Raw genomic sequence first — 23,890 nt, 5'->3', positions numbered from 1 at the left:
CAGGCATCAAACAAGTGAAGAGGCCATCCGCAAGGATGGCCTCTTTGCGTTTTTGTCCTTTCTTGTTTATTCCTCTGTTTCCCTCCGTGAAACTTTCTCACCACTCAGTTCCATTCCTGGTATTCCTCCTAATCGATTACCCTGCTAAGTAAATGTGTGATTCAAATCACAATGTTAAATATAACAAAAATATAACATTTCATTTACTAAATGATTGGATCTTAGCGTCCAACACGCTTAAGTCTTATGGCAGGAGCACACTTAAATGACCGAAGGTATTACATCGCACGGGACGCTGGCTGACAGCGATACCCGGCGCAGAGTATGGGCGATTGTCAGCGCGTCATCCGGCAACCTGGTTGAATGGTTCGACTTCTACGTTTACTCGTTTTGTTCCCTCTATTTTGCTCATATCTTTTTTCCGTCCGGCAACACGACTACCCAGTTGCTCCAAACCGCAGGGGTATTTGCTGCAGGATTTCTGATGCGTCCAATTGGCGGCTGGCTGTTTGGCCGAATTGCAGACAGACAAGGGCGTAAAACCTCAATGCTGATCTCTGTCTGCATGATGTGCCTCGGATCGCTGGTGATTGCCTGTCTGCCGGGATATGACACGATCGGGACGTGGGCACCCGCGCTGTTATTACTGGCTCGATTGTTCCAGGGCCTTTCCGTCGGCGGTGAATACGGTACAAGTGCTACCTACATGAGTGAAGTTGCTGTGGAAGGGCGGAAAGGTTTTTATGCCTCCTTCCAGTACGTCACACTGATCGGCGGGCAGCTGCTGGCTATTTTAGTGGTGGTTGTTCTGCAGCAGGTGCTGACGGATGAGCAATTACATTCTTGGGGATGGCGCATACCTTTTGCGCTGGGAGCGGTTCTGGCGGTCGTGGCTCTTTGGCTGCGCCGACAGCTTGATGAAACCTCGCAAAAAGAGGTGAGGGCACTGAAAGAAGCAGGCTCGCTGAAAGGGTTATGGCGCAACCGAAAAGCCTTTGTGATGGTGTTAGGGTTTACCGCTGGCGGTTCGCTGAGCTTCTACACGTTCACCACTTATATGCAAAAGTACCTGGTGAATACCACCGGGATGCATGCCAATGTGGCCAGTATCGTCATGACGGCTGCTTTGTTTGTGTTCATGCTGATTCAGCCATTGATTGGTGCACTGTCAGACAGAATCGGGCGGCGGACATCCATGCTCATCTTTGGCGGGTTATCCGCGCTTTGTACAGTCCCAATCTTGTCCGCGCTGCAACATGTATCATCTCCCTATGCAGCCTTCGCACTTGTGATGGTGGCGATGATTATCGTGAGTTTTTACACGTCGATAAGCGGAATATTGAAAGCAGAAATGTTCCCTGCTCAGGTCCGCGCTCTGGGAGTGGGATTGTCGTATGCGGTTGCTAATGCACTCTTCGGCGGTTCGGCAGAATATGTCGCGTTAACACTGAAATCGGTAGGCAGTGAAAACACCTTTTTCTGGTATGTCACCGTGATGGGGGCGTTGGCGTTTATTGTCTCACTGATGCTACACCGCAAAGGGAAAGGCATTCGTCTTTAATAATGTGCCAGTTGCCACACCGCATAGCCGGTGGTGGCACCGGCAACATCCCAGGCAAAATCTTTCCAGCTCCAGCCGCTCCCTGCAGGGCAGCTGTCCCATAACTCTTTCGATGCGCCAAGACTGACGGAGAACATGAATCCGTAAACGGCGCTGCGATCGCGGCTCACACCCTGGTGCTGCGCGTATTCATTACCGGCGGCGGAAAGCATCGCTGACGCGATAAAGTGCTGGGCTTTATCCTGACCCTGCCAGCTGTCATTAGCCATATGACTGCATCCTGAAAGTAATAGAGAAATGAGCAGGAGCAAAACGCGCATAACAGACTCCAAAAAAAAGCCCCGTCACTGACAGGGCCTGGTCGTTACAGAATGCGGCTAATCAGACGGTCAATACGAATACGGCGTAAACGGCGGATAAGCTTACGCACTTTCACCGGGTAGTCCGCAATACTTTGCAGATCGCGGTAATGGCGAACGGTAGTCGTATGGGTACGAATCAGCTCAAGTTCACGTTCACGCTGGGCTGAAAGCTCATGTCGCGGATCGTGGATCAGAATGGCGTTTTCCAGATCCAGGCGCCAGGCGCGCGGGTTGAGGTTGTTCCCGGTCAGCAGCATCCAGTCATCATCAACCCACATCCCCTTCAAATGATAGCTGTTGTCTTCGTCTTTCCAGAGGCGCACCACCAGTTGATCGGTGTTGACGTAATACTGCAAGCGGCTCAGGAAGCGACGCAGGTTGATTTCATAAAGATAGGGCAACGCACCGATAATTTTGAACGGCTGATCTTCCGGAATAAAGAAGTCGTTTGCGGTTTTATCCCCAACGATGATTTCGACTTTTTTACCATCGCGCAGCAGCTGGATAATATTACGCACCAGGATTGCCGGTAAGTTGAAGTACGGCGTACAGATCGTCAGCTTCTGCTCAGTACACGGCATCAGATGATAGATGGTCTTGTTCAGCAGGCTGGATTTTCCTAGCCCGACCAGCGGCGTAACGGACAGCTGTTCATTATTCGCGTCCCCCTGGAAATGATAAACCGCATCGCGCAATTCCTGACGGAAAAGGCGGATGTCGTTTTTAATTTCCGGGCTTTTTGGACGATTCGGATCGTCAAGACGATTGACGCCACGACCATGAACCAGGTTTTGATCGACCCAGTTAAACATGATGTCCGCCATCTGCGCATTGCGAATCAGGTGGTAGCGGTCGTAGCGATACTTATCGAGCTGATGCAGGTAAACGTCATTGAGGCTGGCGCCGCTGTACAGCACACTGTCATCAATGATGAATCCTTTGAAATGCAGAACGCCCAGGGCTTCGCGCGTATTGACAGGAACACCATACACACGGACGTCAACGCCTGGGTTTTCCTGTGCCATACGGCAGTACCAGTCGGCATTGGTGTTGGATGCGGCAGCACCAATTCGTCCACGCTGCGCACGGTGCCAGTCAACCAGTATACGAACGTCCAGTTCCGGGCGCTGGCGTTTAGCTTCATAGACCGCGCTTAAAATCGCGCGTCCACCTTCATCCTGTTCGAGATAAAGCGCCACAATGCAAATACGTTGCGTGGCACTCGCAATCTTTTCCAGAAGCGTCTCCCTGAAATGGGCGGGAGCATAAAAGAACTCGACATCATCAACTGACTGAGAAATCTTCGGTAGTTGAGCAAGGTGTTGTTGATGTTTATTACGCTTAAATTTTGACAACATCACAGTGCGTATCTTCTCTGTTCATTGAAGGGTCATCTGGCATCTGCAGACAACATAAGCGGACAATGATACCACCAGAACTGACGAAAGTGGTCAACATTTCCAGTACCTTACTCTTGAGCAGACGTCGATGCCAGGCGGAGCGAGAGGGCGACAATTCCCTCATCCAGCTGAATATCTACGTCGAATCCGAGTTTACGCGCCAGGGTAATCATGCCGCGGTTATTCGGCATAGTAATGCCATTCAGGCAGAGCAAACCGTGATCTCGGGTATAGCCAATCAGTTTTTCCAGCAAACGCCGACCGAGACCAAGGCCTTTCAGATCGGAGCGGACCAGCACGGCAAACTCGGCATCCACGTTGTCAGGATCGGAAATTGCCCGCGTGACACCCAGGATCTCATCGCCTTCATCACGATGGCGAACGGCAACAAACGCCATTTCCCGATCGTAGTCGATCTGGGTCATATTGGCTAAATCTTCATGGGTAAATTCGCTGATTTCGCTAAAGTAGCGATAGTACAAATCTTCTTTCGTCACCTGAGCGATAAAGGCTCGCAGCTGCGGTTCATCCTCGGGCAGGATCGGGCGAAACAGCACCTGCTCGCCATTTTTCATCTCCACCCACTCTTCCAGTTGCAAGGGGTATGGGCGAATGGCCAGTCTGCTTTCGCGATCACCTGTAAAGGGCGCAATATCCAATGTGACATCCAGGGCGATAAATTCATTGCCCGACGCCAGCAGCGGATGAATATCCAGCCGCTGAATCTCAGCACAATCGACGATCAGGTTAGAGACCTGGACCAGAAACTGGCTCAGCCCGATAATATCTAAAGGCTGGAGCGCGCTGCGACCACGGATCTTTTTGCTCTTAATGGCCTGAATCACCAGATAGCGAGCCAGATTCATGTTCAGCGGCGGCAGGGCAACCACGGCCTGTTCTGCCGGTCGCCACTCAACACCGCCTTCACCCAGCATAATCAACGGGCCAAAAACCGGATCGTGTTCAACCACGACTCGTAATTCCTGCGCTCCGGCGCGATTCGCCATACTCTGCACCAGAAGCCCGTGAACTCGCGCCTGCGGCCAGGCCATTTTTACGCGGTCAAAAATCGCCTCGGCGGCCTGCTGAACTTCTGCGGCTGTGCGCAGATAAAGCATCACCCCCTGCACATCCGACTTATGCGGAATATCCGGCGAACGAAGTTTTAACGCCACCGGATAACCAATCTGCTCGGCAATATGCACCGCCTCGGCGCTGTCGCTCGCAATCCAGGTGGGTAAAGTCTGCATACCATAGGCATCCAGAATGGGTCGTACTTCATGGGTATCCAGAGAAGACGCACCGTCCTCAATGGCCTGGCGTAACAGGTTGTGCGCTTCGGTCGCATTGGCGGCCAGATTGCCGGGCAATGCGGGCGTTTCACGCAGTTGCTTTTGGTTGCGGCGGTACTCCACCATATGCATAAACGCAGTAATAGTGCCTTCCGGCGTGCGGTAGGTGGGCAGTCCTGCCTCGCTGAACAAACGCCGCGCTTCCTGAGAGGAGTATTCTCCGCACCAGTTGGTTAACAGCGTGACATATTTGCCACGTGGATGGTTTTTGACGGCATCAATCAGCGCGCGTGCGCTTTGGCTACCGGGGGCGACGGCGCTGGGGGAATGAATCACCATCAGCGCGTCAAAATCCTGGCTATCCAGCAACAGGGAGATCGCGTTGATATAGCGCTCGCTACTGGCGTCATCCCGCAGATCCAGCGGGTTTCCCGGCGTGACGCTGGCAGGCAGTGCTTCTTTAAGCCGCTGAATCGTCTCATCGCTCAGGGTGGCGAGTTTCCCGTTACGCAACCACAGCTCATCGAGGGCGAGCGCTGCGGGGGCTGCACCGTTACTTAAAATCATCAGCCTTTCGCCACGCAGCGGGCGCATATGGCTCAGGGTTTCTACGGCCGAGAAAAGCTCGTGCGTATCCTGCACGCGCAGCAAACCAGCGCGCTGAATGGCCGCATCCCAGGCCGGGTCCATGCCTGAGTGAGAGTGCAATAATTTCTGCGCTGCGGGACTACGGCCACTTTTGATCACCAGAATCGGTTTATTACGTGATGCGCTACGCGCAGCAGAAACAAAACGTCGGGCATCAGTTAAGTGCTCCAGATAGAGAAGTATCGCGCTGGTTTTACTGTCGCGCGCCAGGAAATCGAGCAGCTCGTCGACATCAATATCCAGGCTATCGCCCAGCGCGATGAAATACGAAAAGCCCATTTCACGCTGCTGCGCCCAGTCAAGAATAGTGTTGGACACGGCGGCAGACTGAGAGATAAACGCCAGTTTGCCTTTTCGAATCGGCACAGGAGAAAAGCTGGCATTCAGCCCCTGCCACGGCGCCAGCAATCCAAGACTATTAGGACCAAGCAAACGCATCTGGTACCGGCTCGCGCTGGCCAGCAGTTCGGCCTGCTGTTCTGGCGGCGAAGAGAGAATAATGCAGGTTTTACAACCTTTCTCACCCAGCGCGTCGAGCAGAGCGAGATTGCGTTTGGCGTGCGTACAGAGGATGGCAAGATCGGGGACAAACGGCAGGCTCTGTATGTCCGGCCAGGCGAGGACGCCCTGAACGGCTTTATAAGCGGGAGTGACAGGCATGACAGGGCCATTAAAGCCCCCGGCCAGCAGGTTGCGCATCATTAAATATCCGGCGCGATCGGGCTTCATCGAGGCTCCGATCACGGCGATGGATTTAGGGCGGAGTAGCGCTTCTAGCCCTCGCTGGCTCATACAAGTCTCCTGTTAACGCGAGTGACCTGATGATTTTAAACGCTTTCCGGCTCTTCTGCTGTGATGCTGGCCTGATGTGTGGGTTTTCCTGCCAGGTAACGCTCGCGGAAACAGGAAAAATGGCGGCCCAGGGCGCTGGCGGCCTCGGTGTCATTCGCCAGATCTAACAGGGCGATAGCCACCTCCGCCGTACAATATTGTCCCTCGGCATGGGCTTCACGCAGGCGATAGGCTGACACGCGGGAGAGATCGACGGAGATCACCGGCAGTGCATCCAGATACGGGCTTTTGCGGAACATTTTTCGCGCTTCGGTCCAGGTACCGTCCAGCATAATAAACAGCGGCGGTTTGCCGGTGGGCGGCGCGGCGATCACCTTGCGGCTTTCACCGGCATAGGAGGCGGGAAACACCACCATGGGTTGATAATCGGGACTGGCGACCAGATCGAGCAGTGCCTGCGGCGGCTCGGTGCGGGACCACTGAAATGCGGCCGTATTCGGCAGAATATCGGCGATTAACCGTCCGGTATTGCTGGGTTTCATCGGCTCGGTGTCAAACATCACCAGGCAGAAACGGCTCTGTGCGTGGCTCGCAGCCAGCGTCTCACACAGACACTGTTTTAGCGGCAACAGGCAGCGCTGGCAGCGACGAATGCGGTTGCCTCGGGCAAGAAAAGGGCGGGTCGCACGCGCCAGGCGTTCGGCGCGCAATTGAAGTACGGCGTTATCAGTCATGGAAGAGGCGCAGAAAAAACGCCATTCTCGCAGAGGGAACAGCGGGGCACAAGCAGTGCCCCGTGATTGTCAGAGCGTTTCGTTCAGCCAGCTTTCGAAAGGTGCCTTTGGTACGGCACCGTTGAGCATATCCACGACTTCACCCTTTTTGAAAATCATGATGGTGGGAATGCTGCGAATACGGAATCGCGCACTCAGCTCGCGTTCCGCTTCTGTATTGACCTTCACAAAGCGCATTTTACCGCTGCGCTCTTCGGCGACATCTTCAAAAATCGGCGCAAAGTTACGGCATGGGCCGCACCAGGGTGCCCAGAAGTCCACGACTACCGGCAGATCGTCTTTCAGTAATTTATCGAGGGTTTCACCGGTTGCGTTAATCACGTCGCCATCGAAAAGCTCATGACCGCAACGCCCGCATTTCGCTCCATCATCAATTCGGTCATCCGGAATGCGATTGAGAGCCTGGCAGTTGGCACATACGGTATTCATAACTAACCTCTGATAGAGCAGTGGGACAAAGCGGCAAAGTGCCGATAATGTTTCTGATATGTTACATATTATCATTGAGCTTGTTTGAAACGACAATGCGTTTTATTCAATGGGAACAATAGTCACAGGCTTTTGTATGAAATAATGGCTATGCGCTGACACATCGGGTAATCTGCGCGCTTCGCGCAGCGCTGGTGGAGAAAAGCATGAACGACGAACTGAAGAATAAAAGCGGCAAGGTCAAAGTGATGTATGTCCGCAGTGATGATGATTCTGACAAACGCACCCAAAATCCGCGTACCGGAAAGGGTGGGGGCCGTCCGGGACCATCTCGTGCAGACGGTGGCCGTCGCCCCGCCCGCGATGACAGAAATAACCGCGGTGATGACCGCAAACGTGATGACCGTAAGCTTGACGATCGCCGTCGCGATGACCGTCCACGCGATGATTTCCCTCGTGATGCATCCCCATGGCGCACCGTTTCCCGTGCACCGGGTGAAGAAGCGCCGGCAAAAGCCGATCACGGCGGAATCAGTGGTAAGAGCTTTATCGATCCGGAAGTCCTGCGCCGTCAACGCGCAGAAGAGACCCGAGTCTATGGCGAAAACGCCTGTCAGGCCCTGTTCCAGAGCCGTCCTGAATGCATCGTTCGCGCCTGGTTTATCCAGAGCGTCACGCCGCGTTTCAAAGAGGCCCTGCGCTGGATGGCTGCAAACCGCAAAGCCTACCATGTGGTAGATGACGCGGAGCTGACCAAAGCATCCGGTACTGAGCATCACGGCGGCGTCTGCTTCCTGATCAAAAAACGTAACGGCACTACTGTACAGCAATGGGTCAGCCAGGCTGATGCCGATGACTGCGTACTGGCACTGGAAGATGTGGGCAACCCGCACAACCTGGGGGCGATGATGCGTAGCTGCGCCCATTTCGGCGTGAAAGGTGTGTTGTTGCAGGATGCGGCGATTGTCGAATCCGGTGCCGCGATTCGTACAGCCGAAGGCGGTGCGGAACATGTGCAGCCGATTACTGGCGAAAGCGTTCTGGATGCCATCGAAGAGTTCCGCCAGGCGGGTTACTCCATCGTGACCACCTCCAGCCATAAAGGTACGCCGCTGTTCAAAGCGACGCTGCCGCGCAAAATGGTATTGGTACTGGGTCAGGAACGTGATGGTCTGTCCGATGCCGCGCTCTCTACTGCCGACCTGAGCGTCTCAATCGACGGAACAGGTAAAGTAGAAAGCCTCAACGTTTCCGTTGCAACCGGCGTCCTGCTGGCTGAATGGTGGCGTCAGAACAAAGCATAATATTGCGTTGTCTACAATTATGCCCGGTGATAGCCGGGCATAATTATTTTTATCCCTTCCGAAAAATCACTCGCTTTCAGCCGGTAACACGGGCATCCAGTCGATTGGCGCTTCATTGCGTTTTTTCAGCCATTCATTGGTCAGAACAAAGTGGTTACAGCCAAAAAATCCGCGGTGAGCCGACAGTGGAGAGGGATGCGGCGCTTTCAGAACATGATGACGCTGGGCATCGATAATTGCCCCTTTCTTCTGCGCATGTGCGCCCCACAGTAAAAACACCACGCCTTCACAATGTTCATTGATAAGGCTGATGACTTTATCCGTAAAGGTTTCCCAGCCAAGACTGGCGTGGGAGTGAGCCTGTCCCGCGCGAACCGTTAACACGGTATTGAGCAGCAGTACGCCCTGACGCGCCCAGCTTTCAAGATAACCGTGCGCCGGACGGGTAAAGCCTGGCATCGATCCTTCCAGCTCTTTATACATATTCAGCAGGGAAGGGGGTGTTGCGATCCCAGGACGAACCGAAAACGCCAGACCGTGCGCCTGTCCAGGGCCGTGGTAGGGATCCTGACCCAGAATGACCACTTTCACATCATTCAGTTCGGTGTAACGAAAGGCGTTAAACACATCCTTCTGGGGAGGATAGATCGTTTGACCGGATTGCCGCTCCTGCGCGACGGTACTGAGCGTATTCACAAAATAAGGTTGTTGCTTTTCATCTGCCAGCACGTCATGCCATGTCAAAGGGGTCGTCATCATGCTCTCCTGCATATCTCAATTGCGCCTAGCTTAACCTTTTCAGGGAAGGGAGCAAAATTCCGCGCGACATTTACGGCTAAGTCTTTCAATTTAATTTGAAATACTCAAATCAGGGCAGAAAGCTGGCTCTGTAAAATTGATCTGAAACAACAAAATCAAACCACACTATTTGTGTGGTTGCGGTTTTTGTTGATTTAAATCAAAGAATCATGGGGTGCCGGCTGATATATATACACTCAAGCAACAATGGTTTTACCAATTGGCCGCGAGAGGCCGACATTCATTAATTAATGTAGCCCTGGAGGCATGACATGATTACAGGTATCCAAATTACTAAAGCTGCTAACGACGACCTGCTCAACTCTTTCTGGCTGCTGGACAGCGAAAAAGGCGAAGCACGTTGTGTGGTTGCGAAAGCCGGTTTTGCTGAAGACGAAATCGTTCCGGTCAACAAACTGGGTGAAATCGAATACCGCGAAATCCCAATGGACATCCAGCCGGAAGTTCGCGTGGAAGGCGGTCAGCACCTGAACGTTAACGTTCTGCGTCGTGAAACCCTGGAAGATGCGGTTAAGAACCCAGAAAAATACCCGCAGCTGACTATCCGTGTTTCTGGCTACGCGGTACGCTTCAACTCTCTCACCCCAGAACAACAGCGTGACGTTATCGCGCGTACCTTTACTGAAAGCCTGTAAGGCTTGAGGTTTTGGGGGAATAAAAAAGCCGGGTGATTAACCCGGCTTTTTTTTACTCTTCGTTCTGCGATGTTGGCGGCGTACCGCTTGGCTTACGGCGCTTACCAATGTTTTTGGCATCGCGATGGCGGTTCTTCACGCGAGGCTTCTCTTTCGCCTGCTCTTTTTTCTTCTCTTCGCGTTTCGCGAGCACTTTCTTGGACGGTTTGCCCGTCATCTTCTCGCTCGGTGGGCGCGTGGTTGGACGCAGTTCATCAATGACGCGAGCTTTCAATGGCTCTTCGATATAACGGCCAACTTTCAGGAGCAGCATGTAGTCGTGTGCTTCTACCAGCGAGATAGCGATCCCTTTACGACCCGCACGGCCGGTACGACCGATACGGTGCAGGTAGGTGTCACCGGTACGCGGCATGTCGAAGTTAATGACATGGCTGACATCAGGAATATCGATACCGCGCGCTGCGACGTCGGTGGCAACCAGCACATTGACGCGACCTTCAGTCAGACGCTTAATCCCCTCGGTACGCTTCGCCTGAGGCATATCGCCTTCAAGATAGCAGTTATCGATACCGGCTGAACGCAGCATGTTCGCCAGCTCGTGCACACGCTCGCGTTTACGCACAAACACGATGGTACGGGTGGTATCATCTTGTTTCAGCAGATGTTTCAGCAACTCGACTTTGTGCTCAAGGTTATCGGCACGGTAATACCACTGGTGGATCTTTTTGCGCTCGCGCGTGGATGGCGTCGCAGACACTTCCGCTGGTTCGTTGAGCAGACGCTCAGCGAAGTCTTTAATTGCGTCACCTTCCAGGGTGGCGGAGAACAGCATCGTCTGTTTGCGCCAGCGCGTTTCGCCCGCAATGTGTTCGATGTCCTGCGCAAAACCGAGTTCCAGCATGCGGTCAGCTTCATCAAGGATCAGCGTTTCCACCGCACGGCAGTCAAAGTTTTCTTCTTTGATGTACTGCATCAGGCGTCCGGTTGTCGCCACCACAATATCCTGGTTCTCACTGAACACTTCGGCGTGGTTCATATAGGCAACACCGCCGGTGATGGTGGCGATATCCAGATGCGTATTCGCGGCCAGTTCACGCGCATGTTCTGCCACCTGCACGGCCAGTTCACGTGTTGGGGTCAGGATAAGAATGCGCGGTGGGCCAGATTTCTTGCGAGGGAAATCGATCAGATGCTGCAAGACGGGCAGCAGGTATGCCGCCGTTTTACCGGTGCCTGTCGGCGCAGAACCGAGTACATCACGGCCTTCTAACGCAGGCGGAATAGCAGCCGCCTGGATGGCAGTTGGGCGTGTGAAGCCTTTATTCTGGAGAGCTTCCAGCAGGCACTCATCGAGTTCAAGTTCGGAAAAAGTCGTTACAGTCATGTTCTACCTCTGTGTGGGGCGCTGATTATAGACGTTATGGCTGCAATCTTCATCTGTTTGTGGATATCCCTTTTCCACCACTTCGCTTTCCCCTATGCTAATCCGGTTTTATTTAAGAAGGTTGCTTTGACATGTCTCAACCCAAAGCGCAGCTGCGCCGCGATGGTTTTACGTTTAAACAGTTCTTTGTAGCCCACGATCGCTGTGCGATGAAAGTCGGCACTGACGGTATATTACTGGGAGCGTGGGCACCCGTCGCGAAGGTTAAGCGAATTCTGGATATTGGTAGTGGAAGTGGATTACTGGCGCTGATGCTGGCGCAACGCACGGAGCAGCACGTCACCATCAATGCCGTTGAACTCGATGCGCAGGCCGCCAGTCAGGCCAGCGACAATGCCGCCGAATCGCCGTGGGCGTCTCGCGTTCAGGTGGAATGCGCCGATATCCTCACGTGGGCGCCGGAGCAAACGGCGCGCTACGATCTGATAGTCAGCAACCCGCCTTACTTTGAGCCTGGCGTCGAATGCGCGACGCCGGAACGCGATCAGGCGCGATACACCGGTTCGCTGGATCATACCGCCCTGTTAATGGCGGCGGCGAATTTAATCTCAGAAGAGGGATTTTTCTGCGTTGTTCTGCCCGAAAGTACCGGTAACGCGTTTATCAAAAAAGCGCTCGATATCGGCTGGTATTTACGCCTGCGAACGGATATCGCCGACAACGAAGCAAGACTCCCGCACCGCGTTTTATTAGCACTCTCCCCAAAAGAGGGTGAGTGCTTTAGCGACAGGATGGTGATTCGCGGGCCAGATCAGCGTTATTCCGAAGCCTACACGGCACTGACTCAGGCATTTTATCTGTTTATGTGAATGAGAGGGGACAGCACCGACGGACCAGACTCCGCCAGTTGATCGGGGTAGTCCAGCGTGTAATGCAGGCCCCGACTCTCTTTGCGCATCATCGCACAGCGGACAATCAGCTCCGCCACCTGGACCAGATTGCGCAGCTCCAGCAGATTGTTAGACACGCGGAAATTGGCGTAATACTCGTCAATTTCCTGCTGCAGCATCGTAATCCGGCGTAGGGCGCGCTCCAGACGTTTGGTGGTGCGCACAATCCCGACGTAATCCCACATAAAGAGCCGCAGTTCATGCCAGTTGTGCTGGATGACCACCAGTTCATCCGGATTATCCACCCGGCTTTCATCCCAGGCAGGCAGGTGTGCCACCTCACGGGCGTAGGGCATCCGTTTGATGATATCTTCTGCGGCAGACCAGCCGTAAACCAGGCACTCCAGCAGCGAGTTTGACGCCATACGGTTCGCACCGTGAAGCCCGGTATAACTCACCTCACCGATGGCATACAGCCCATCCACATCCGTATGGCCATGATCGTCCACCATCACGCCGCCGCAGGTATAGTGCGCCGCAGGGACGATTGGCACCGGCTCTTTGGTGAGATCAATCCCAAGCCCCAGCAATTTTTCATAGATAGTCGGGAAGTGCTGGCGCACAAAATCGGCGGGTTTGTGGCTGATGTCGAGATACATACAGTCGACGCCGAGACGTTTCATTTCGTGGTCAATGGCGCGAGCGACGATATCGCGCGGGGCCAGTTCACCACGCGGGTCAAAGTCTGGCATAAAGCGCGTGCCGTCGGGGCGCTTGAGATGCGCGCCTTCACCACGCAGGGCTTCGGTAAGCAGGAAATTACGCGCCTGCGGATGGAACAGGGCGGTTGGGTGGAACTGGTTAAACTCCAGATTGGCGACGCGACAACCTGCACGCCACGCCATGGCGATCCCGTCTCCTGAAGAGATATCCGGATTTGTCGTGTACTGATACACCTTCGATGCGCCACCTGTTGCCAGCACCACCGATTTAGCCTGACAGGTCTCAACCGTCTCTTTATTTCGGTTCCAGACCCACGCTCCCACAACGCGTCGCGTGCCCGGCAGACCAATTTTATCGGAGATAATCAGGTCCACCGCATTGCTGCGTTCAAGTACCTGAATATTGGGGTGATTCCGTGCCTGAGCGACTAAAGTGGTTTCGACCTCTTTGCCCGTTGCATCTGCTGCGTGCAGGATGCGGCGGTGGCTATGCCCGCCTTCACGGGTGAGGTGATACCCCTCTTCGCCATTCGGCTGAACGTGCGTGTCGAACAAAACGCCTTGATCGATAAGCCATTGCACACAGTGACGGGCGTTGCTGGCCACAAATTCTGCGGCGTGTTCATCGACAATGCCTGCGCCAGCGATAAGCGTGTCCTCCACGTGCGATGCAATGCTGTCCGTTTCATCAAATACCGCAGCAATACCGCCCTGAGCATAGAACGTCGAGCCTTCGCTCATCGGGCCTTTGCTCAGTACGATCACTTTCTGATGCGAGGCCAGTCGAAGCGCCAGAGAGAGCCCGGCAGCGCCGCTGCCAATAATCAGTACATCACAATGCAGTTCTGGAGTTGTGTTCATGATGTTTGTTTAATTTACTAAACAGTGTTTGGCCAGAATAGCACCCGAATGCGATGAATCGCACGTTTTTTTTGAATGCTGTTGCGCAGCCTAAACTTAAACACAACCTCAAAAAAGGCGTAAAAGAACGAAAATATTTTGCGAAGCAGATCGTTAGCTTCAGATTATGTGGTGAAATAAACCCTGTGTTGCGGTACTCTTCTGGCAGCAAAAATACCATTTCTCATCAGAAATTGGGTACGTATCGTTAACAGACTTATAATGAGAGAAAATGAACAGTCTGCGACACGATGGACAAAAACAGACGCGTAACGGAACTTATTGATGAATAGACCCTCTAACCTCGTGCTTGCTCACATTGCAGTGTTTTTAGAGTGGCGTTTCGATAACGCGTGGAATTTAGGTTTGGGGAGACATTACCTCGGATGAGCGAGCAGTTAACGGACCAGGTCCTGGTTGAACGGGTCCAGAAGGGAGATCAGAAAGCCTTTAACTTACTGGTGGTTCGCTATCAGCATAAAGTGGCGAGTCTGGTATCCCGCTATGTACCGTCAGGAGATGTTCCTGATGTAGTGCAAGAGTCTTTCATAAAGGCCTATCGCGCGCTGGATTCTTTCCGGGGGGATAGTGCTTTTTACACCTGGCTGTATCGTATTGCAGTCAATACAGCAAAGAATTATCTGGTCGCTCAGGGCCGTCGTCCGCCTTCAACGGATGTGGACGCAATAGACGCTGAAAACTTCGAAAGCGGCGGCGCATTGAAAGAAATTTCGAACCCTGAGAACTTAATGTTGTCAGAAGAACTGAGACAAATCGTTTTTCGCACGATCGAGGCACTCCCGGAAGATTTACGCATGGCAATTACCTTGCGGGAGCTTGATGGACTTAGCTATGAAGAGATAGCGGCTATCATGGACTGTCCGGTCGGAACGGTTCGTTCGCGAATCTTCCGTGCGCGAGAAGCTATTGATAATAAAGTTCAACCGCTTATCAGGCGTTGACGATAGCGGGATACTGGAAAAGGTATTAGGCATGCAGAAAGAAAAACTTTCCGCTTTAATGGATGGTGAAACGCTGGACAGTGAGCTGCTTAACGAGCTCTCTCACTCTCCCGAGATGCAAAAGACCTGGGAGAGTTACCATCTCATCCGCGACTCTATGCGTGGTGATACGGGCGATGTTCTCCATTTCGATATCTCAGCACGCGTAATGGCGGCAATTGAGAACGAGCCTGTACATCAGACCACTCCGCTGATCCCTGAAGCTCAACCTGCGCCGCATCAATGGCAGAAGATGCCATTCTGGAAAAAAGTGCGCCCGTGGGCGAGCCAATTGACCCAAATGGGCGTAGCTGCATGCGTATCGCTTGCAGTTATCGTTGGCGTCCAGCACTATAACGGTCAATCAGAAGCTAACCAGCAGCCTGAAGCGCCAGTGTTCAATACACTGCCGATGATGGGTAAAGCAAGTCCGGTTAGCTTGGGTGTGCCATCTGCCGATGCCTCAGTCAGCCCGGGCCAGCAACAGCAGGTCCAGGAACAGCGTCGTCGCATTAATGCGATGCTGCAGGACTATGAGTTGCAGCGTCGTTTGCACTCTGAGCAGCTCCAGTTTGAGCAGGCACAGACCCAGCAGGCTGGTGTGCAAGTGCCAGGAAACCAAACTTTAGGAACGCAATCGCAGTAATGAAGCAACTTTGGTGCGCCATGTCCTTAGTGGCGGGTAGCCTGTTCTTCTCTACCAACGCCTCGGCTGATTTATCGTCCGGGGCGTTGTTGCAGCAGATGAATATGGCGAGCCAGTCACTCAACTACGAGTTGGCCTTTATCAGTATCAACAAGCAAGGTGTAGAGTCGTTACGCTACCGCCATGCCCGTCTTGATAACCAGCCGCTCGCCCAGCTTTTACAACTCGACGGCCCGCGCCGTGAGGTTGTACAGCGCGGTAATGAAATCAGCTACTTTGAGCCAGGCCTTGAGCCGTTTACGCTTAATGGCGATTACATTGTCGACTCGCTCCCGGCCCTCGTTTATACCGACTTCAAACGTCTGTCGCCTTACTACGATTTCATTTCCGTTGGCCGTACGCGCATTGCGGACCGGCTTTGTGAAGTGATTCGCGTAGTGGCAAGAGACGGCACACGCTATAGCTACATCGTGTGGATGGATGCGGAGAGCAAACTGCCGATGCGCGTCGATCTCCTCGATCGGGACGGCGAAACGCTGGAGCAGTTCCGCGTGATTTCCTTTACGGTGAATGGTCAGGTGGGTAACAGCATGCAGAATTTGGCGAAAGCGAGCCTTCCGCCGCTTCTGTCAGTGCCTGCGGGCGATACGGTGAATTTCAACTGGGTGCCAGCGTGGATCCCACAAGGTTTCAGCGAGATATCCAGTAGCCGTCGTCAGCTTCCGACCATTGAAACGCCGGTCGAGTCGCGTCTCTATTCTGACGGCTTGTTCAGCTTCTCGGTGAACATCAATCGTGCGTCTGCCAACAGCAGCGAGCAAATGCTTCGTACCGGACGCCGGACCGTGAGCACGACGCTGCGGGATAACGCCGAAATCACGATTGTGGGTGAACTGCCACCGCAGACGGCGAAACGCATTGCTGACAGCATTAAATTCAGGGCCGCACAATGATCAAAGAATGGGCCACCGTTGTCTCGTGGCAAAATGGCGTTGCGCTAGTGAGCTGTGACGTGAAAGCGTCATGCAACAGCTGCGCCTCGCGCGCTGGCTGCGGTAGCCGGGTGCTCAATAAGCTGGGGCCGCAAACCACGCACACCATCTCTGTGCCAAGTGCAGAACCGCTTGCTGTTGGGCAAAAGGTGGAACTGGGGATTGCTGAAGGCAGCCTGCTGGGGTCCGCCATGCTGGTGTATCTCTCCCCGCTGGTGGGTTTGTTTGTGGTCGCCGGAATTTTCCAGATGCTGTTTGGCACCGATCTCGCGGCGATGAGCGGCGGAGTGCTCGGCGGCGTGGGCGGTTTTATGCTGGCGCGCGGCTTTTCTCAAAAGCTTGCTGAGAAAGAAGCCTGGCAGCCCGTTATCCTCAGCGTGGGGCTTCCGCCAGACATGCTGCGTGTGGAAACGCTCTCTTCAGAAGCCCGATAATTCATCGGGCTTTATCTTTATTTACATCCCATAAAACAAAACGTCCTTCTCTGACGCTATGCTTGGCTTTAACAGCATTTCCTGGTGACGAAGATGTAGTGTAGAATGCTGCGTTTTCGCACTGAAAAACGTCAGGCTAAGAACAGCGGCCTCCAGGAATTCGTAAGGCATAATTATTTAACTATATGAAGAACATACGTAACTTTTCGATCATTGCTCACATTGACCACGGTAAGTCGACGCTTTCTGACCGTATTATCCAGATTTGCGGTGGCCTGTCTGATCGTGAAATGGAAGCCCAGGTACTGGACTCCATGGACCTGGAACGCGAACGTGGTATCACCATCAAAGCGCAGAGCGTAACGCTCGACTACAAAGCCCTTGATGGTGAAACATATCAACTGAATTTCATCGACACCCCAGGCCACGTTGACTTCTCTTATGAAGTTTCTCGTTCGCTGGCAGCCTGCGAAGGCGCGCTGCTGGTGGTTGATGCCGGGCAGGGCGTAGAAGCTCAGACCCTGGCCAACTGCTACACCGCGATGGAAATGGATCTCGAAGTGGTGCCGGTGCTTAACAAAATCGACCTGCCGGCTGCCGATCCAGAGCGCGTGGCGGAAGAGATTGAAGACATTGTCGGTATTGACGCCACAGACGCAGTGCGCTGCTCGGCGAAGACCGGTGTCGGTGTTCCTGATGTGCTGGAGCGTCTGGTGCGCGATATCCCGGCACCAGAAGGTGACGCAGATGCGCCGCTGCAGGCGCTGATCATCGACTCCTGGTTCGATAACTACCTTGGCGTGGTCTCGCTGGTGCGTATTAAAAACGGCACCATGCGTAAAGGCGACAAAATCAAAGTGATGAGCACCGGTCAGGTGTACAACGCTGACCGTCTGGGTATCTTCACACCGAAACAGGTTGATCGTACTGAACTGAAATGCGGCGAAGTTGGCTGGCTGGTTTGCGCCATCAAAGACATCCTGGGCGCGCCAGTGGGCGATACCCTGACTCAGGCACGTAATCCGGCTGATAAAGCGCTGCCAGGTTTCAAAAAAGTGAAGCCTCAGGTTTACGCAGGCCTGTTCCCGGTCAGCTCTGACGATTACGAAAACTTCCGTGATGCGCTCGGCAAGCTGAGCCTGAACGATGCTTCCCTGTTCTATGAACCAGAAAGCTCTACCGCGCTGGGCTTCGGCTTCCGCTGTGGCTTCCTGGGTCTGCTGCACATGGAGATCATTCAGGAGCGTCTTGAGCGTGAATACGATCTGGATCTGATCACCACGGCACCGACCGTAGTGTATGAAGTCCAGACCACCAACAAAGACGTTATCTACGTCGACAGCCCGTCTAAGCTGCCGCCGCTGAACAATATCGAAGAGCTACGTGAGCCGATCGCGGAATGTCACATGCTGCTGCCGCAGGAGTTCCTTGGCAACGTCATTACGCTTTGTATCGAGAAGCGTGGCGTGCAGACCAACATGGTTTACCACGGTAACCAGGTGGCGCTGACCTATGAAATCCCGATGGCGGAAGTGGTGCTCGACTTCTTCGACCGTCTGAAGTCTACCTCTCGCGGCTATGCGTCGCTGGACTACAACTTTAAACGTTTCCAGGCGTCCAACATGGTGCGTGTGGATGTGCTGATCAACGGCGAGCGTGTTGATGCGCTGGCGCTGATCACCCACAACGATAACGCGCCGTACCGTGGCCGCGAACTGGTCGAGAAAATGAAAGAGCTGATCCCGCGTCAGCAATTTGATATCGCGATTCAGGCCGCCATCGGCAACCACATCATTGCCCGCTCTACGGTGAAACAGCTGCGTAAAAACGTCCTGGCGAAATGCTACGGCGGCGACGTAAGCCGTAAGAAGAAACTGTTGCAGAAACAGAAAGATGGTAAAAAACGTATGAAGCAGGTCGGTAACGTTGAGCTGCCGCAGGAAGCGTTCCTTGCCATTCTGCACGTGGGTAAAGACGGAAAATAATCCTTAAGGAGTTGGCATGGCGAACATGTTTGCCCTGATCCTGGTCATAGCGACCCTGGTGACGGGGCTGTTGTGGTGTCTGGATAAGTTTATCTTCGCCCCGAAACGTCGCGAACGTCAGTCTATTACGGGTGAACAGCTGGATGCGAAAACCATGAAGAAAGTCAGCCCGAAACCGGGCTGGCTGGAAACAGGGGCTTCCGTATTCCCGGTTCTGGCGATTGTTCTGGTGGTGCGTTCGTTTATTTACGAACCTTTCCAGATCCCGTCCGGTTCGATGATGCCTACGCTGCTGATTGGCGATTTTATTCTGGTAGAGAAATATGCCTACGGCATTAAAGATCCTATCTATCAGAAAACGTTAATCGAAACCGGTCATCCAAAACGCGGTGACATTGTGGTCTTCAAATACCCTGAAGATCCGCGTCTGGATTACATCAAGCGTGCCGTTGGCTTGCCAGGCGATAAAGTGAGTTACGATCCTGTCGCGAAAGAAGTGACCGTTCAGCCGGGCTGTAGCTCCGGTACGGCGTGTGAGAACGCGCTGCCGATCACCTATTCGAACGTGGAGCCGAGCGACTTTGTGCAGACCTTTGCCCGTCGTAACGGCGGCGAAGCGACCAGCGGTTTCTTCCAGATGCCGAAAGGCGAAACCAAAGAGAACGGGATTCGTCTGGTTGAGCGTAAAGAGACCCTGGGTGACGTGACGCATCGCATTTTGACGGTTCCGATCGCGCAGGATCAGCTGGGTATGTACTACCAGCAGCCAGGCCAGCAGCTCGCCACCTGGATCGTTCCGCCAGGGCATTACTTCATGATGGGTGATAACCGCGACAACTCTGCGGACAGCCGTTACTGGGGCTTTGTTCCGGAAGCGAATCTGGTCGGTAAAGCGACCGCGATCTGGATGAGCTTCGAAAAACAGGAAGGGGAGTGGCCGACCGGCGTTCGTCTGAATCGCATTGGCGGAATCCATTAATTCCTGATAATTGCACACGTAACCCTCTTAAATGAGGGTTACGTGAATTATTTAAGAGATAATCTCTCCTGGCTAACGACATACCCTGTCGTTGCGTATAGAATATTCCCCCGAAGTTTAAGGTTGGCGCTGACTCAGTGCCACGGCACACGAAACCGCGTTGGTCTTATCAGGTCGGTTTCGTGTGCTGCATTTTTGACGCATTCATTTACTGGTATCGCATGAACCCCATCGTAATTAATCGGCTTCAACGGAAGCTGGGCTACACTTTTCAGCATCAGGAGTTGTTGCAACAGGCATTAACCCACCGCAGTGCCAGCAGCAAACACAATGAGCGCCTCGAGTTTTTAGGCGACTCCATTTTGAGTTACGTGATCGCAAATGCGCTTTATCACCGTTTCCCTCGTGTGGATGAAGGTGATATGAGCCGTATGCGCGCTACGCTGGTGCGCGGCAACACGCTTGCCGAGATTGCACGCGAGTTTGAACTGGGCGAATGCCTGCGACTTGGGCCGGGTGAACTGAAAAGCGGTGGTTTTCGCCGTGAATCAATTCTCGCGGATACTGTCGAAGCATTAATCGGTGGTGTTTTCCTCGACAGCGATATTCAGACGGTAGAGCAACTCATTCTGAACTGGTATCAAACGCGTCTGGACGAAATAAGCCCGGGCGATAAACAAAAAAATCCTAAGACTCGTTTGCAGGAATATCTGCAGGGTCGCCACCTTCCGCTGCCATCTTATCTGGTGGTGCAGGTGCGCGGCGAAGCACACGATCAGGAATTTACCATCCATTGCCAGGTTAGCGGCCTGAGTGAACCGGTGGTTGGCACAGGTTCTAGCCGTCGCAAGGCGGAACAGGCTGCCGCCGAACAGGCGTTAAAAATGCTGGAGCTGGAATGAGCGAAGAAAAGAGTTACTGCGGTTTTGTTGCCATTGTCGGACGTCCTAACGTCGGCAAATCAACCCTGCTGAATAATCTGCTTGGGCAGAAAATATCCATTACATCCCGTAAGGCGCAAACCACGCGTCACCGTATCGTCGGCATCCACACGGAAGGCGCGTATCAGGCGATTTACGTCGATACCCCAGGCCTGCATATGGAAGAGAAGCGTGCCATCAACCGCCTGATGAACAAAGCGGCGAGCAGCTCTATCGGTGATGTTGAACTGATCATCTTCGTGGTGGAAGGCACCCGCTGGACGCCAGACGATGAGATGGTTCTGAACAAACTGCGCGATGGCAAATCGCCAGTGATTCTTGCGGTCAACAAAGTTGATAACGTGCAGGAAAAAGCCGATTTGCTGCCGCACCTGCAGTTCCTGGCAAGCCAGATGAATTTCCTCGACATCGTTCCCCTGTCTGCGGAAACGGGCATGAACGTCGATACCATCGCCGGTATCGTGCGTAAACATCTGCCGGAGGCGATCCATCACTTCCCGGAAGATTACATCACCGACCGTTCCCAGCGCTTTATGGCCTCTGAAATCATCCGTGAAAAACTGATGCGTTTCCTCGGTGCCGAACTGCCGTACTCCGTTACCGTGGAAATCGAACGTTTCCAGACTAACGAGCGTGGCGGGTACGACATCAACGGGCTGATCCTCGTTGAGCGAGAAGGGCAGAAGAAGATGGTGATTGGCAACAAAGGCGCCAAAATCAAAACCATCGGCATCGAAGCGCGTAAAGACATGCAGGAGATGTTTGAAGCACCAGTTCACCTGGAGCTGTGGGTGAAGGTGAAATCAGGCTGGGCTGATGACGAGCGCGCCCTGCGTAGTCTCGGTTACGGCGACGACGTCTAAGACAAAACATCGTGGATGGATGGCAGCGAGCCTTTGTCCTTCACAGCCGTCCGTGGAGCGAAACCAGCCTGATGCTGGACGTCTTCACGGAAGAATCGGGTCGCGTGCGCCTGGTTGCAAAAGGCGCACGTTCCAAACGCTCTAACCTGAAGGGGGCGTTACAACCCTTCACCCCGCTGTTGGTTCGCTTTGGCGGACGCGGCGAAGTCAAAACCCTGCGCAGTGCCGAAGCCGTCTCCCTGGCGCTTCCTCTGTCAGGCATCACGCTCTATAGCGGTTTGTACGTCAACGAACTCATCTCACGCGTCCTTGAACACGAAACACGCTTCTCCGAACTCTTTTTCGACTACCTGCACTGTATCCAGGCGCTGGCTGGCGCAACAGGCACGCCCGAACCCGCACTACGCCGGTTTGAGCTGGCGCTGCTTGGCCACCTCGGTTACGGCGTTGATTTTTTGCATTGCGCGGGAAGCGGCGAATCCGTAGAGGACGCCATGACCTATCGCTATCGCGAAGAGAAGGGGTTTATTGCCAGCGTGGTGATCGACAACACGACGTTCACCGGGCGGCACCTCAGGGCGCTCTATGAGCGAGAATTTCCTGACCAGGATACCTTACGCGCGGCAAAACGCTTTACCCGAATTGCCCTCAAGCCGTATCTTGGAGGCAAGCCCTTAAAGAGCCGCGAATTATTCAGGCAGTTTGTGCCAAAGCGTTAATGAACAATGAGAAAACCGAGGATTGTCATGGCTGAATTACTGTTAGGCGTCAACATCGATCACATCGCCACGCTGCGTAATGCGCGCGGTACTGCTTATCCTGATCCGGTTCAGGCGGCATTTATCGCCGAGCAGGCTGGCGCCGACGGCATTACCGTTCACCTGCGTGAAGACCGCCGCCACATCACCGATCGTGACGTACGCATCCTGCGCCAGACGCTGGACACACGCATGAATCTGGAGATGGCGGTTACGGAAGAGATGCTGGCGATCGCCTGTGAAACCCAGCCGCATTTCTGCTGCCTGGTGCCGGAAAAACGTCAGGAAGTGACCACCGAAGGCGGGCTGGATGTCGCCGGTCAGCGTGACAAAATGCAGGATGCCTGCAAACGCCTCGCCGATGCCGGTATCCTGGTTTCCCTGTTTATCGATGCGGATGTTGAACAGATCAAGGCCGCTGCGGAAGTCGGTGCGCCGTACATCGAAATTCATACCGGTTGCTATGCGGATGCCAAAGACGAAGCCACCCAGGCCAAAGAACTGGATCGCATTGCCAACGCAGCCCGCTATGCCGCGAGCCTGGGTCTGAAAGTCAACGCCGGTCACGGCCTGACATATCATAACGTCAAGGCGATCGCTCAGATCCCGGAAATGCACGAGCTGAATATCGGCCACGCGATTATCGGTCGCGCGGTGATGAGCGGTCTGAAAGAGGCCGTTGCCGAGATGAAACGTCTGATGCTGGAAGCGCGTCAGTAATGGCGATTCTGGGCTTAGGCACGGACATCGTTGAGATTGCACGTATCGAAGCGGTGATCGCCCGCAGTGGCGATCGCCTGGCAAAACGGGTGCTCAGCGATAACGAATGGGCCATTTGGGAAGCGCACCAGCAGCCGGTGCGCTTTCTGGCGAAGCGCTTTGCGGTAAAAGAAGCCGCGGCAAAAGCCTTCGGGACCGGGATTCGTAACGGGCTGGCGTTTAATCAGTTCGAAGTGTTTAACGATGAGCTGGGCAAACCCCGTCTGCGGTTATGGGGCGAGGCGCAAAAGCTTGCAGAAAGACTCGGTGTGAACCATATGCACGTTACGCTGGCGGATGAACGTCATTACGCCTGCGCCACGGTGATCATCGAAAGCTAGAGTTTGTCAGCGTGATGCAGCTGCACGAACTTATCCCACAGCTGCTCTTCTGATTCGGCATGGACCGGATCTTTGAGAATGGTGTTGGGGATCGGGCACACTTTCTGACAGGTCGGCGTTTCGTAATGGCCGATGCACTCGGTGCAGCGCTCGCTGTTAATCTCATAAATGCTATCACCCATTGAAATGGCCTCGTTAGGGCATTCGGGTTCGCACATATCGCAATTGATGCATTTTTTGGTGATTAACAGCGCCATCA

At 53.8% G+C, this 23,890-nt stretch carries 25 protein-coding genes; 16 read left to right on the top strand and 9 right to left on the bottom strand.

Going from position 1 to position 23,890, the window contains the following annotated elements; translation table 11 throughout:
* Positions 1-265: 265 nt before the first annotated feature.
* Entirely contained in the window at positions 266-1,561 is a 1,296-nt protein-coding gene (locus tag ETG88_RS13855; RefSeq protein ID WP_129035597.1) for an MFS transporter, read from the top strand.
* Here ETG88_RS13855 and ETG88_RS13850 read toward each other — a convergent pair.
* From ETG88_RS13850 to trxC, 5 genes are all read right to left on the bottom strand, one after another.
* A complete protein-coding gene (locus ETG88_RS13850; RefSeq protein ID WP_129035596.1) occupies positions 1,558-1,881 on the bottom strand; it encodes a YfiM family lipoprotein in 324 nt (107 codons plus the stop codon). The genes ETG88_RS13855 and ETG88_RS13850 overlap by 4 nt on opposite strands.
* Before the next feature lie 44 nt (positions 1,882-1,925).
* A complete protein-coding gene (gene pssA / locus ETG88_RS13845; protein ID WP_100779265.1) occupies positions 1,926-3,281 on the bottom strand; it encodes a CDP-diacylglycerol--serine O-phosphatidyltransferase in 1,356 nt (451 codons plus the stop codon).
* Between the two features lie 110 nt (positions 3,282-3,391).
* Positions 3,392-6,055 (bottom strand): bifunctional acetate--CoA ligase family protein/GNAT family N-acetyltransferase, encoded by a 2,664-nt coding sequence (locus ETG88_RS13840; RefSeq protein WP_129035595.1) that lies wholly within the window; start codon positions 6,053-6,055, stop codon positions 3,392-3,394.
* 35 nt (positions 6,056-6,090) lie between these two features.
* Positions 6,091-6,789, bottom strand: a complete 699-nt coding sequence (gene tapT, locus ETG88_RS13835; protein ID WP_129035594.1) for a tRNA-uridine aminocarboxypropyltransferase — start codon at positions 6,787-6,789, stop codon at positions 6,091-6,093.
* A gap of 69 nt (positions 6,790-6,858) precedes the next feature.
* The gene (trxC, locus tag ETG88_RS13830) at positions 6,859-7,278 is read right to left on the bottom strand and encodes a thioredoxin TrxC (protein ID WP_100779268.1); all 420 of its coding nucleotides are present in this window, start codon (positions 7,276-7,278) and stop codon (positions 6,859-6,861) included.
* A 206-nt stretch (positions 7,279-7,484) separates the two neighbouring features.
* Here trxC and ETG88_RS13825 point away from each other — a divergent pair, with 206 nt between their 5' ends.
* Entirely contained in the window at positions 7,485-8,582 is a 1,098-nt protein-coding gene (locus ETG88_RS13825) for a tRNA/rRNA methyltransferase (RefSeq protein WP_129035593.1), read from the top strand.
* Positions 8,583-8,648: 66 nt separating this feature from the next.
* Here ETG88_RS13825 and ung read toward each other — a convergent pair whose 3' ends face one another.
* A complete protein-coding gene (ung, locus tag ETG88_RS13820) occupies positions 8,649-9,338 on the bottom strand; it encodes a uracil-DNA glycosylase (RefSeq protein ID WP_107703091.1) in 690 nt (229 codons plus the stop codon).
* 314 nt (positions 9,339-9,652) lie between these two features.
* Here ung and grcA point away from each other — a divergent pair, with 314 nt between their 5' ends.
* A complete protein-coding gene (grcA, locus tag ETG88_RS13815; protein ID WP_100779271.1) occupies positions 9,653-10,036 on the top strand; it encodes an autonomous glycyl radical cofactor GrcA in 384 nt (127 codons plus the stop codon).
* A 52-nt stretch (positions 10,037-10,088) separates the two neighbouring features.
* Here the strand turns inward: grcA and srmB are convergent, their stop codons facing one another.
* Complete coding sequence (gene srmB, locus ETG88_RS13810; protein ID WP_100779272.1) at positions 10,089-11,420, bottom strand: ATP-dependent RNA helicase SrmB; 1,332 nt, start codon at positions 11,418-11,420, stop codon at positions 10,089-10,091.
* 131 nt (positions 11,421-11,551) lie between these two features.
* Between srmB and trmN the strand changes: the two genes are divergently transcribed.
* Positions 11,552-12,289, top strand: coding sequence for a tRNA(1)(Val) (adenine(37)-N(6))-methyltransferase TrmN (trmN, locus tag ETG88_RS13805; RefSeq protein ID WP_129035592.1), 738 nt, complete (start codon positions 11,552-11,554; stop codon positions 12,287-12,289).
* On the opposite strand, the gene nadB is transcribed toward trmN, so the two are convergent.
* Entirely contained in the window at positions 12,274-13,893 is a 1,620-nt protein-coding gene (gene nadB / locus ETG88_RS13800; RefSeq protein ID WP_129035591.1) for an L-aspartate oxidase, read from the bottom strand. The two genes, trmN and nadB, sit on opposite strands and share 16 nt — an antisense overlap.
* A 324-nt stretch (positions 13,894-14,217) precedes the next feature.
* On the opposite strand from nadB, the gene rseD reads away from it, so the two are divergent.
* From rseD to acpS, 12 genes are all read left to right on the top strand, one after another.
* Positions 14,218-14,322 carry a rpoE leader peptide RseD gene (gene rseD, locus ETG88_RS13790; RefSeq protein WP_228483504.1) on the top strand — a complete coding sequence of 35 codons (105 nt, stop codon included), beginning with the start codon at positions 14,218-14,220 and terminating at the stop codon, positions 14,320-14,322.
* Complete coding sequence (gene rpoE, locus ETG88_RS13785) at positions 14,319-14,894, top strand: RNA polymerase sigma factor RpoE (protein WP_100779275.1); 576 nt, start codon at positions 14,319-14,321, stop codon at positions 14,892-14,894. The genes rseD and rpoE overlap by 4 nt, the downstream gene beginning before the upstream one ends.
* Positions 14,895-14,925: 31 nt before the next feature.
* Positions 14,926-15,579, top strand: coding sequence for an anti-sigma-E factor RseA (rseA, locus tag ETG88_RS13780; protein WP_100779276.1), 654 nt, complete (start codon positions 14,926-14,928; stop codon positions 15,577-15,579).
* Positions 15,579-16,532, top strand: a complete 954-nt coding sequence (gene rseB, locus ETG88_RS13775) for a sigma-E factor regulatory protein RseB (protein ID WP_100779277.1) — start codon at positions 15,579-15,581, stop codon at positions 16,530-16,532. Before rseA ends, rseB begins: the two co-directional genes overlap by 1 nt.
* Positions 16,529-17,005, top strand: coding sequence for a SoxR-reducing system protein RseC (gene rseC, locus ETG88_RS13770; RefSeq protein ID WP_123427053.1), 477 nt, complete (start codon positions 16,529-16,531; stop codon positions 17,003-17,005). The genes rseB and rseC overlap by 4 nt, the downstream gene beginning before the upstream one ends.
* Before the next feature lie 185 nt (positions 17,006-17,190).
* On the top strand, positions 17,191-18,990 hold the full coding sequence (gene lepA, locus ETG88_RS13765) for a translation elongation factor 4 (protein ID WP_100779279.1): 1,800 nt from the start codon (positions 17,191-17,193) through the stop codon (positions 18,988-18,990).
* A 16-nt stretch (positions 18,991-19,006) separates the two neighbouring features.
* Positions 19,007-19,969, top strand: coding sequence for a signal peptidase I (gene lepB, locus ETG88_RS13760; protein WP_100779280.1), 963 nt, complete (start codon positions 19,007-19,009; stop codon positions 19,967-19,969).
* 221 nt (positions 19,970-20,190) lie between these two features.
* On the top strand, positions 20,191-20,871 hold the full coding sequence (rnc, locus tag ETG88_RS13755; protein ID WP_129035590.1) for a ribonuclease III: 681 nt from the start codon (positions 20,191-20,193) through the stop codon (positions 20,869-20,871).
* The gene (gene era, locus ETG88_RS13750; protein WP_100779281.1) at positions 20,868-21,773 is read left to right on the top strand and encodes a GTPase Era; all 906 of its coding nucleotides are present in this window, start codon (positions 20,868-20,870) and stop codon (positions 21,771-21,773) included. The genes rnc and era overlap by 4 nt, the downstream gene beginning before the upstream one ends.
* 11 nt (positions 21,774-21,784) lie before the next feature.
* Positions 21,785-22,492, top strand: coding sequence for a DNA repair protein RecO (gene recO / locus ETG88_RS13745; RefSeq protein WP_102104996.1), 708 nt, complete (start codon positions 21,785-21,787; stop codon positions 22,490-22,492).
* 27 nt (positions 22,493-22,519) lie between these two features.
* A complete protein-coding gene (gene pdxJ / locus ETG88_RS13740; protein WP_102104995.1) occupies positions 22,520-23,251 on the top strand; it encodes a pyridoxine 5'-phosphate synthase in 732 nt (243 codons plus the stop codon).
* Entirely contained in the window at positions 23,251-23,631 is a 381-nt protein-coding gene (acpS, locus tag ETG88_RS13735; protein ID WP_100779284.1) for a holo-ACP synthase, read from the top strand. The genes pdxJ and acpS overlap by 1 nt, the downstream gene beginning before the upstream one ends.
* Here the strand turns inward: acpS and ETG88_RS13730 are convergent.
* On the bottom strand, positions 23,628-23,888 hold the full coding sequence (locus ETG88_RS13730) for a YfhL family 4Fe-4S dicluster ferredoxin (protein WP_129035589.1): 261 nt from the start codon (positions 23,886-23,888) through the stop codon (positions 23,628-23,630). The two genes, acpS and ETG88_RS13730, sit on opposite strands and share 4 nt — an antisense overlap.
* Positions 23,889-23,890: the final 2 nt, after the last annotated feature.

This window comes from Lelliottia nimipressuralis, from assembly GCF_004115925.1.
GTDB lineage: Bacteria > Pseudomonadota > Gammaproteobacteria > Enterobacterales > Enterobacteriaceae > Enterobacter > Enterobacter nimipressuralis.
The sequence above is the reverse complement of the archived record's forward strand: the minus strand, read 5'-3'. Positions and strand labels throughout refer to the sequence as shown.